7 protein-coding genes and 2 pseudogenes are annotated in these 11,042 nt (G+C 58.3%); 2 read left to right on the plus strand and 7 right to left on the minus strand.

Annotation, left to right across the window (positions count from 1 at the left end; genetic code table 11):
• Positions 1-27 precede the first annotated feature (27 nt).
• From SIK97_RS15450 to SIK97_RS15465, 5 genes and pseudogenes are all read right to left on the minus strand, one after another.
• Positions 28-429 (minus strand): annotated as a pseudogene (locus SIK97_RS15450) (MFS transporter); the annotation flags it as partial.
• Between the two features lie 53 nt (positions 430-482).
• On the minus strand, positions 483-1,115 hold the full coding sequence (locus SIK97_RS15455; protein WP_319610940.1) for a LysR substrate-binding domain-containing protein: 633 nt from the start codon (positions 1,113-1,115) through the stop codon (positions 483-485).
• Between the two features lie 23 nt (positions 1,116-1,138).
• Entirely contained in the window at positions 1,139-1,351 is a 213-nt protein-coding gene (locus SIK97_RS29715) for a LysR family transcriptional regulator (RefSeq protein WP_413614542.1), read from the minus strand.
• Entirely contained in the window at positions 1,344-2,369 is a 1,026-nt protein-coding gene (locus tag SIK97_RS15460; RefSeq protein WP_039262298.1) for a phosphonate dehydrogenase, read from the minus strand. Before SIK97_RS15460 ends, SIK97_RS29715 begins: the two co-directional genes overlap by 8 nt.
• 712 nt (positions 2,370-3,081) lie before the next feature.
• Positions 3,082-3,489: a DUF1772 domain-containing protein gene (locus tag SIK97_RS15465; protein WP_052954136.1), complete on the minus strand. Its 408-nt coding sequence runs from the start codon at positions 3,487-3,489 to the stop codon at positions 3,082-3,084.
• A gap of 104 nt (positions 3,490-3,593) precedes the next feature.
• Between SIK97_RS15465 and SIK97_RS15470 the strand changes: the two genes are divergently transcribed.
• Entirely contained in the window at positions 3,594-6,509 is a 2,916-nt protein-coding gene (locus SIK97_RS15470) for a Tn3-like element IS1071 family transposase (RefSeq protein ID WP_003049965.1), read from the plus strand.
• A 500-nt stretch (positions 6,510-7,009) separates the two neighbouring features.
• On the opposite strand, the gene tnpC is transcribed toward SIK97_RS15470, so the two are convergent.
• Positions 7,010-7,372, minus strand: coding sequence for a Tn3 family transposase post-transcriptional regulator TnpC (gene tnpC / locus SIK97_RS15475; RefSeq protein WP_250033574.1), 363 nt, complete (start codon positions 7,370-7,372; stop codon positions 7,010-7,012).
• Positions 7,369-10,383, minus strand: a complete 3,015-nt coding sequence (locus tag SIK97_RS15480) for a Tn3 family transposase (RefSeq protein WP_250033579.1) — start codon at positions 10,381-10,383, stop codon at positions 7,369-7,371. The genes tnpC and SIK97_RS15480 overlap by 4 nt, the downstream gene beginning before the upstream one ends.
• A 133-nt stretch (positions 10,384-10,516) precedes the next feature.
• On the opposite strand from SIK97_RS15480, the pseudogene SIK97_RS15485 reads away from it, so the two are divergent.
• A pseudogene (locus tag SIK97_RS15485) lies at positions 10,517-11,042 on the plus strand (DUF4158 domain-containing protein); the annotation flags it as partial.

Raw genomic sequence — 11,042 nt, forward strand, 5'->3', positions numbered from 1 at the left:
TGCGGGCTCCCCATTGAGACCCATGAACGCGACAAAACCAGTGATAGCACTCTGGATTGCCATCGCGATGTTGAAGATGGTCGTACCAAAGCCGCCAAAGAACTGCAAGCGGCGTGTCCCGATCACGTCGCTTGCTCTTCCGGCACAGAAGGTGGAGATTGCATAAGTCCAGAACAGCGTTGCTTCTACGAGTCCGATCTGGATAGGAGTGATGTGTAGTTCTTGAGTTATCCACGGCAGAGATATCCCCCAGTTGAGCCGGCCTAGATAGTAGAAGCTATACCAAATGGCGACGGGAATGAGAATCCGCCACAATCTAAACTTGGCAAACGCTTCTTGTTGTGCCGGGGACATTCCAGCGCGCTCGAGTTCTGGATGCTTCGACTGTTTCTGACCGGCGTGATCAACCGTGTTCGTTACATGGGACATGCTCGTTCCTATAGATGTTTGAGCGGTCGCCACTGCGGGCGACAGGTGGGTCGCTAGACTGGCCGCATGCTCAGGAAGCCTGCAAATCTCGCAGCCAGACTGGAGGACGGTGTGTTAGCTGGAACCACGATCTGGAGCTCCTTTGATATCGGGAGCTCAGCGATGCGCGCAGCATGTAGGGTGCCTGCCGCCAGTTCATCCTGAACAGATGCAGCCAGGACGAGGGACACGCCAAGACCGGCTTTCACGGCCGACTTGACGCCTTCAGTACTGCCCATGGCGTAGGAGACTCTGAGGTCACCCTCCGCGGTGCCGAACAAGGTCCTGAGCAGTCGGGCGGTCCCAGTACCCGGCTCGCCGCCGATGAGCGGTGTTTCCAGAAGCTCGTCACGCGAGACATGGCTCCTAGAAGCCCAGCGATGCGTTGGAGGTGTGATGACCACCATCTCCTCTTTTCGCCACGGCATGGCGGTGAATCCCGGACGATCGTCCCACCACTCCATGATTCCCACATCAACTTCGCCGCTATCGAGCGCAGTAGCCACCTCGGGATTGGAGGCAACGGTTACGCCAATGCTTTCTTGGTCAATCCCGGTGTCGACGAAGCGCTTCACAAAGGGCGGAAGCAAGTAGGTTCCAATGTTTCCACTTGCGCCAATCGCCACGCGCTCCTGCAGCAGCGCCATCTCGGCATCAGCGGCCAGTCGGGTCAACGTGCGTGCATGAGCAGCTTCGCGCCAGCAGGCGTAGCTTCGCAGCGAATTCTGTTTCGCAGGACCAAAGCCACACCGAGGTAGGACTCAAGGTTGCGAAGACTTTGCGATACCGTGGGTTGCGATACACCAAGTCTTTCGGCTGCCTTCTGAAAGGTGCCTGTCTCGATGATGGCAACATACGCGGCTAGTTGAGTCAGGCTAAGCATTGCTGCCAATCCCCTTGTGGCGACCAACTTGCTCTGCGTTCAGTGCTCCTTGCGGAATCTTTCCATCGAAGAACTCGATGAGATTCTCTGCGGCCTGCATTGCCATTTCTTCTCGGACGCGGGTGACAGCAGAACCAATGTGAGGGGTTAGGAGGGTCTTTGACCGGTTCTCGATCAGGCCTTGATGGACCTGTTTGGGACGGTCAGCGATGGACCAATCTTCGAACTCGAAGACGTCTGCGGCGTAATAACCGAGACCTCCAGAGTCAAGCGCCTTGGAGACGGCCGCTTCATCTACCAACGAGCCCCGAGCGAAGTTGATCAGGATTGCGCCAGGCTTCATCTTTGCAAGCCGCTCTGCATTGATGATGTGGCGGGTTTGAGCGTTGAGCGAGACAGCGACGACCAGGAAGTCGCTGTCCCGGAGAAGCTCGTCGAACGATACAAACGTTGCGTCAAGCCGCTCCTCAACCTCGACGGGCTGGCGCGCCTTGTCCCAGTACCTGACGTCGCTTCCAAAAGGCTTCAGTCGCTCGGCGATAGTGCGCCCTACCGCTCCCAGACCGACGATACCAACCGTACTCTTCTCTAGTCCTGTGCCGTAGAAGCGAGGGCGCCAGCCCTTGAATTCGCCACGCCGGATGTAGCTGTCACCCGCGATCACATTGCGGCCTGCAGTAATCATCAGGCCGATCGCCAGCTCCGCGCCTGGCACGGTTAAGAGGTCCGGAAGGATTGACACCAACACGCCGTGTCGTGTGCAAGCGTCGATGTCGAAGTTGTCATAGCCCTTGAGGCAGCAAGAAACCATCTTGAGTTTCTTGGCATGGTTCAGGAGCGACTCGTCAATCATGTCCGGCATGAACGTGATCACGCCGTCTGAACGCGAGAGGTTCTGAAGCAGTGTGTCTTCGGGCCAGGGCTCGCGATCCGAGTTCGCAAGGACCTCGAAGTGAGCAGATAGGCGATCGAGTACGGCTTGGTGGACCCAATTTGTAACGGTGACTAGAGGCTTCATGCTATCTCCTTGTGTCTAGGTTCAGGGGACGAAAGGCGGTGGAGGACCGCGTCAGCTCCGGCATCTACATGGCGAAGGCAACGCTGGAGGCGCTCCAGTGGTCAATCAGCCAAACGCTGCGATTGGCCTTCTCATAAGTATAAGCCTATCCAAGTCGACTTAAATAGGTACTAACCATTTACGCTCTGGCTGGGCAGTGTCCACGCCAAAAGCATCGATCCACAGGTAGGCTTCATGGACGGGCATGGGCATGGAACCCGCACGGGAGGAGCGATATGCAGCCACGGTACCCCCAAGCGGGGTGGCACCTACCCGGGGTCTAGTCCTGGTCTAGTCCCCAACTCCGACGGGCATCGCCAAATCCGGGCTCAGTAGCCAGCACCAGGCGACGAGTGCTCTGCACTATTTGAATCGCCGTCAAGGTATGGCGTGAGTGACTGACCCGGAAATGGAGAGTTTCTGCCTCGCGCCCATATGCGGGCCGTGGTAGACGAGGCGAAGATCGTCAAGGGTGATCTTCATATCATCCCCGCCAACGACGCAATCGCTCCGCCCATACGTTGCCGAGACCGATTGCGACAGCAGGCAGTACGTTCGGCAGCACAATGTCCGTCATAGGATCTTGTCGAATCGAGACATCGGGTCTCTGGAATCGGCTGCCATGAGATGACGCAAGTATCCGGAAACGAGGTGCGGAGGAACTCGAAGCTGATCATCGCAAGGCTCCCGGCATAGCCAAGTCCGCCGTGCCTGTCGATTGAGAGCCGGCGGCGCGCCAAGTCAATGTGGCCAAGCCGAGGGCGAAGAGCAGTGAGCACCAGCCTGCACGCCATGCATTCGCGCGGTTCCACTCATCGCGCGTGACGACCCAGTCCGCCGGCAGCGTGGCGGGCGTCCACGATTCTGTGATCTGGTTCAGCGGCAGGTTCACCTGCTGCGTAAAGACCACGATGCCCAGCGCATAGCCCAGTCCGACCAGAGTCGCCAACCACCACCAGCCCGGGCGCGCGCGCCAGGCGCTTGTGAGGGCCACCGCGCACCACAGCGGCGGCCCGAAGAAGAAGGTGAAGAACAGTGTAGGGGTCTCCTCGTTTTCAGTGCAATAAGTGACGGTACGCAAAGCTAGCACTGGCGCGGGGGTGGTCTGGGTAGACCGTTGATTTCATTGACTTTCCTGTTCGCTTTGTAAACGGGTATGGTGGCCTCCCACTTTTGAGGTTCACGATGCAGGGTTGGCACACAACGTTTTTGGGGATGCGTGGGCTCCCCCGCGATATCAGCGACTTCGAGATGAAGGCATTTTTCACCTTCGATGGTGCCGAGCGCGACGCAATCAATGCACGCCGAGGTGATTCCCACAAGCTTGGTCTGGCGCTCCATATTGGTTTCCTGCGCATGAGTGGGCGTTTGCTCGGTGCCTTTCGGGTAATTCCAGTAGCCTTGTGGCGCCACCTTGGCAACGAGCTTGGCATTGCAGCACCAGAAGTCGCCTCGCTGAGAGCCATGTATGAACGCGGGCGCACGCTATTCGATCACCAACAAGTAGCCTGCACGGTCCTTGGATTCCAGTGGATGAGCGAGCACCAGCGCCGCTCACTGGTACGTGAACTGCGCGACGAAGTGGCGCGCTGCGCCGACCGCGATCAGCTACTCGTGCGGGCGCGTCAATGGCTGTACAAGAACAAGCTGGTGATCGTGCACGAGCGGGCAATTCGGACACTGATTGCGGCGGCACTTGCCCAGCTTGAAGTTGAAACAGGCACCGCCATCGCCGCCAGCGTTGATCCAGCAACACTTGATCGCTGGCGAGCCTCAGTTTCAGAGCTGCGCCCAGATGGACAAACCCAGCAGAGTTGGCTATGGGCTGCACCGGCGAAACACTCAACCCGCCAAATCAGCGAGGTACTGGAGCGCATCGACCTGCTTTACACGCTGGACGTTCATAAGCACCTGGCAGACATCCCCGATCTCATCTTGCGCCGCTACGCGCGCCGACTTGTCTCCAGGCCGCCCTCAGCCGGAGCCAAGATCAAAGAGCCAGCGCGCACCGTGGAGGTCGCATGCTTTCTTCGGTATTGCCTGTTCACCACCACAGACCAGTTGATCCTTATGGTGCAGCGCCGGATCGCCGATCTGTGGCGTCAGGCTGCCGCCGATGTCCCCGCTACCGTCAATTGGGCCGCAATGTACAAAACGCTGCTCGGCGAACTTGTTGCCTTGAGCGCGCAAGGTGCGGTGCCAGATGCTGAGTTGCGTGCCCGTCTTGAAGCCTTGATCACCGAAACCCAGAAACGCAAACCACCGAGCAGGGCCTCCCTGGTCCGCGAGGGATTGATTGATGGAATTCGCCCCGTGCGGTCGTTGCTCGTCGCCATTGCAAAGCTGCCCTGGCAGGCCACCGGCGAGCATCCTGCCATCGAGTACCTTGCCAAGCTGCAAGCTTTATATCTCAAAGGATCCAGAAAGCTGCCAGTTGAAGTGGTGGCACCAAGTCTGGGAATGATCTGGCAGGTTTCGATCTCCAGCCCAGACCGGGAACGGGCGTTTCAGGCGTTGGAGGTGGCCACCCTGTTTGCCCTGCGCCGCGCGGTGCGCAATGGCTCGGTCTGGATTGAGCACAGCCTGAGCTTTCGGGGTCGTGCGCGCTTGTTCTTCACGGACGAGCGTTGGCAGGCAGAGTCCAAGAAACACTATGCCCGTCTATCGTTACCCAGCAAGGCTGCCACTTTCTTGAAGCCTTTGCTGGCCAGAGTAACTGCCGGTGTCGATGCGGTGGCCGCTGCAGCCCGCAGTGGCGTACTGCGCGTGGATGATGAACTCCATTTGTCGCCATTGCCCGCAGAGGACGAAGACCCAGAAGTGACCAAGCTGCGCGCGGCTTTGGATCACCGCATCGGTGAGGTTCAATTGCCGGAAGTGATTCTGGCCGTTGACGCCCAGGTGCGCTTTAGCTGGATCATGCTCGGACGTGAGCCGCGCTCTACCGACGAGCTGCTGATGGTCTATGCCGGCATCATGGCCCACGGCACCAGTCTGACTGCGGTCGAATGCGCGCGCATGATTCCGCAATTGTCTGCCACCAGCATTCGCCAGGCCATGCGCTGGGCGCGGGACGAACGGCGTCTGAGCCAGGCCTGCCAGGCTGTGCTGGAATTCATGCAGCGACACCCGATTGCCGCCACCTGGGGGCGGTCCGATTTGGCATCTTCTGACATGATGAGCATGGAGACCACCAAACGGGTGTGGCAAGCCCGGCTTGATCCTCGGCGCAACACACCTTCCATTGGAATCTACTCCCATGTAAAAGACCGGTGGGGCATCTTCCATGCGCAGCCCTTTGTGCTCAATGAGCGCCAGGCGGGCGTGGCCATTGAAGGTGTCATCCGCCAAGAAAAGCTGGAGACCAGCCAGCTTGCTGTGGATACCCATGGCTACACCGACTTTGCCATGTCACATGCCCGTTTGCTTGGTTTTGATCTTTGCCCGCGGTTGAAGGAACTCAAACAGCGCCACCTCTTTGTGCCACGCGGCACCAAAGTGCCCGCAGAAATCGCTGCGGTGTGCGAAGCCAATGTCGACGTCGCTTTGATCGAAAAGCATTGGGATAGTCTGGTGCACCTGGCAGCCTCGGTCATGAGCGGACATGCCAGTGCGGTGGCAGCTCTTGCGCGGTTCGGTTCTGCCGCCCAGGGCGATCCAATCTATGAGGCTGGCGTGCAATTGGGGCGGTTGCTGCGTACGGCGTTTTTGGCTGACTACTTTGTCAAGGACGCTTTCAGGAACGAGTTGCGCCGGGTGCTCAATCGGGGCGAGGCTGTTAACGCCCTCAAGCGCGCCATTTATACCGGCCGGATCAGCCCGGCGCAGGCCAAACGTGTCGATGAAATGCAGGCTGTGGCCGATGCGTTGAGCCTGATGGCCAACATCGTGATGGCGTGGAATACCTCACAGATGCAGGCGGTCCTGGATCGCTGGTCGAACCGCCGCCAGGTCATTCCACCGGAACTGATCGGGAAGATTGCGCCCACCAGGCTGGAGAGCATCAACTTGCGGGGTGTGTTTCGCTTCCCGGTTGACCGCTATGCTGACCAAATCCTGCCTTCGCGGCCAAATGCATCGATAACTGGCACCAATGGATGAAACCGACCACGGTTTGACGCCACGAATCGCAGATTTGAAAGTGAACAGGAAAGTCAATGAAATCAACGATCTACCAACACCACCTCCGCGCCAGTGCTAGCTTTTCGTACCGTCACTTATTGCACTGAAAACGAGGAGACCCCTAACCGTGGTGGTGGGTTCGCAGATCGCGGCTGTCGTGTATGAACTCGACATCCTGGCACCGCTGCTTCCGGTATACGGAGCCTTCCTACTACTTGCTCCCGCCCTCGGCGTGCTCAGCTCCCGACTTTTTGGCTTGGACGCATCTGCGTCACGGGCAGTGGCTTTCAGCTCAGGCACTCGCAACTCGCTTGTAGTGCTTCCCCTGGCCCTGGCGCTCCCTGACTCCATTCGCGCGCTAGCGGCGGCGGCCGTGATCACTCAGACACTCGTAGAACTGATTGGTGAGTTGATCTACTTACGAGCGATTCCAGCCATGGTCAGAAATAGTTGAGCCTGGTCGAAATCGGCGAGAGCGCTCATGCCTCGTGCTGTGGAGAAAGATTGATCAGCGGCGCAATGATGAGCTGAGCGGAGCGAGCCCAAGAAACCAGCGCCTCAAGATCCATCTGGAGAGATTCGGCCTCAGCCCATACGCAGGCATTCTCGGTGGGAACCGCCGGAGCGGCGCCCTCAACAATTGTCAGAGCCATCGCATGCAACTTCAGCAGTTCATCACGCACGGCGATAATTCCCCCTAGCTCAGCCAGACAGGCGTCCAGACGATCGACCAGACGGAGCAGTTGGGACGTGTCGAAGCTGTCGCGCAGCCGCTCCAACGCTGCAGCATCAACTTCGCCATATGGTGTGACGCAAAAAGATGCGGGTGGAATGCCGATCATGTGGCTTTCTCAGTATCGGCCTGGCGGGTCGTATTGACTCGCAGCGAGCCCGCAGCTTGTTGAAATACCGAATCCTTGATCCAGGGTTCCGGTGGCCGGTTGAGCTTGAGGTTGAACTCGCCGAAGCGCTTGACGTTGCTGGTCAGGTAGGGGCTGAGGAACGACACATCCTCATCGGTGAACTGCCAGCCCTCGCGGGCTAGTTTCTGCAGGATGCGCATCATGTCCACAGTGTTCTGCAGGATCACCGACGAGGCCACCATGTCGTTGTAGCGCAGACGTTTCTGCTGCTCGTCCGGATCGTTCTCGGCGATTACGTCGCCGCCGAAGGACAACCACTTGGAGAATCCGTTGTAGGACTCGATCTTGTTGGTGTTCGCGGTGACCTCCTGGCGCAACTCGCGACTGCCGATCCAGTTGAGCAGGAAGATTGTGCGGATCACGCTGCCCAGTGCCTGTGCCGCATGGTAGAGCTTGTTGCGCCGGCTGTAAGAACCGAGTTTTCGCAGCAGCATAGGTGAGGATATTTTGCCGGCCTGGATCGACAATGCGACCTGCATCAGATCCTGCCAGTGGGTTTCGATCAGGTTCCAGTCGGCAGTGTCGGTGAACAGGCGGTTGATATGCTTGTACGAAGTGCCGCGATCCGGCCGGCACATCACCAGGTCGCGCCAGTTGCGAATACGTGGCATCAGGTTGATGCCCAGCAGATAGGTGAAGGCAAAGACCGTCGCTGATTGCCCCTGAGTATCGGAATACACAGTGTCAGCCTCGACACTGAGATCAGCCTTTAGCAGCCCCTCAATTACGTAAATCGCCTCCCAGATACCAGGTGGAATGAAGTGCTGGAACACCGCGATGTAGTTGTTGGCCACGTGCCGATAGGCCACGGCCCCCATCTTGCGATAGCGGAAGTGGTAGCCGGCCAGCAGGTTGTCATCATAGAAGTCGAACTGCGTGCCGTCCGCAGCCACCGCCTTGCCATCGCCCCAGAGCTTGGGCAGATCAAGTTGAAGGTAGAGTTCCACCAGCTCGCGGTTGGCCTTGTCCAGTTTTTCCAGCGAGAGGTGGCGGCGATTCGTATAGGACAGCATGTGTGGCGTGACATTACCCGCCAGATGCCGTGCAGCCTGGCTAGGGCCTAGGTTGCAGCCCATGGCAAAGATGGTCATCAGGTAGCGCTCGGCCGGCTCTTTAAGCTTCGGCTCGTTACCGGACATGGGACCGAAATGCCGAGTGAACTGAATCCAATGCTCGATGTTAGCCATAATGTCGAGCACATGCCTGGCCGGCATGCGCTGCATAAGCGCCGTCTGTAGCGAGATGGCCGAAGGTGGGATGTCCCGCGCCGTTACTCGGCGCAACACCGGTTCTCCAGCTTCGTTAACCGATACATCCCCTCGGCAAGAAGGGAATTTCTCGTCCAGTTGTTGCGCGGTTTCCTCCAACTGGGTCTTGAGGGAGGCAACAAACTCCTTCGCTGTGCCAGGCAGCCCCATCTTTTCGCAGTAGGCCGGTAGTCGCTGGAGACATTCTTCCCAGGGCAGCAAGTGCTTGCGATAGTCGGCGAAGGATTCCGATCCTTGTACGCACATGTCGCCGGATCGCAGCTCGCTGGCCAGGTAGGAGAAAACGCAAACCTCCAGATAACGCCGGTTGGTCGGTGGCCCCTCACTGGAAGGACGACGAACGACCTTGACCCAGCGCTCAGACGCAAACGATAAATCGACGTGCTCGTCGATCCATTCGCGGTGTAGATTCTCGCTGTCCTGGATCAGTTGAAGTGCTTGAATCAGCGACCGATCCTGAGTCGTGGGCTCCAGTTGGAGAAGGTGACTGAGACGGAACAACAGCGAGCGATGGGACCTGAAGTGCTTCCAGATCAGCGGCAGGTAGTTATTACCGCCGGTAGCTTGGACTTCGGCGCAAGTCTCACGCAACCGATCCAGATTGCCATCGGGGGAGAGGTATTCCCGAATCAGGCTGCCAGCCTCATGGTCATCCGGCTCTTGAACCAGAATTTGCACCACGCCGTCCAGGGTCGCCGCCAACTGCTCCAGCTTCTGGCGTTGACGCGCCTGGATTTGCTCCAACTCCTCCTTCGCGCGTTTATGGATCGTCGAAATCCGCCGGATGAACATCTCGGCAAGGTGATCTCGAGTTCGCACCCGCATCCGATAGATCAAGGCCAGCATCAGCGTGTAGCGTTTTGGCAGCGAGCAATCCTTCAGCTCGGAGACGTCCGACGCCGCGGCTTGGGCGGCGAAGTGACGGATCTTGGTGTCGACTATCCCTTCAAAAATGGCTCCCAGATCCCCGAAGCTCTCTAACCAAGCTAGATGATCGATTAGCACCTCCAAGTGCTTGCGGGATGGCTTTTTGGGCGCCTGTTTCAGCGCATTGAAATCGCTCTGGCGTCGCCCGAAATCAGTGTCGAGCAGATCCTTTAGCTTGTGGATCACCTCGATTGGCGTTCTGGTTACCACCAGGTTGAATATTGCCTCTTGGGATTCGGCATGAATCCGCTCAGCGAGATCATTCAGGGTCGAGTACGCAGGGAGCTCATAATCCTGGCGGATCAGTTCTTCAATCACGGAGTTGATGATGTCGGCACGCTGATCAAGCACGAATGACATTGCTTTGGCATGCCGCTCGGCGAGCTCGTTAGCATCAGATCCGTAGAATGCAGTCACACCGAGGCTAGCTCGGATCGCGTTCATGTGACGATATTGCTGAAACCACTTGTATTCCGCGAATTTCACCTTGCTGCGCTGACCCAACTCTCCGCGAATGAATGCCACCAGTTGATCAGGCACGTCGGTGATATCAGGGAAATATCGAAGTACCTGAAAGGTCTTCAGAAGTACGGCGAGGTTGAGGTGAAAGGGGGCCTTGGACTTGCTTCGTACCCACTTAATCTCATCATCTGAGAAGGAGAAATCACGCTGCAGCTCAGCTTTCGAATACGTCTTTGCCAGAGTGGGGTACGCCGTGCGCTCTAGTGAAGCCATAGGACCTCCTTTTCTGAGGAATCAGAAAAGATAGTCCACAATCACGGGCGGTGCGGGCGAATTATAAAAGCCAAAACTATCAATTACTTACGAGAGAAGTGAGTGAATTTTCCCTTTATCTCGGCATGACCCCTACTACACCTTCAACGACTCCGACCTGTCGCTGATCCGTCAGCGGCGCGGCGACGCCAACCGCCTCGGCTTCGCCGTGCAACTCTGCCTGCTGCGCTACCCCGGCTATGCGTTGGGCACTGACAGCGAGCTGCCCGAACCGGTCATCCTGTGGGTGGCCAAGCAAGTCCAGACCGATCCGGCGAGTTGGACGAAGTACGGCGAGCGCGATGTGACCCGTCGCGAGCACGCCCAGGAACTGCGCACCTACCTTCAACTGGCCCCGTTCGGCCTGTCCGACTTCCGCGCCCTGGTGCGCGAGCTGACCGAACTGGCCCAGCAGACCGACAAGGGCTTGCTGCTGGCCGGCCAGGCGCTGGAGAGCCTGCGGCAGAAGCGACGCATCCTGCCGGCGTTGAGCGTGATCGACCGGGCTTGCTCGGAGGCCATTGCACGGGCCAATCGGCGGGTCTACCGCGCCCTGGTTGAACCGCTCACGGACTCGCATCGGGCCAAGCTGGACGAGCTGTTGAAGCTCAAGGCCGGCA

The sequence above is a fragment of the Klebsiella sp. JN_Kp126 genome (genome assembly GCF_033843325.1).
Classification (GTDB): Bacteria; Pseudomonadota; Gammaproteobacteria; order Enterobacterales; family Enterobacteriaceae; genus Klebsiella; species Klebsiella michiganensis.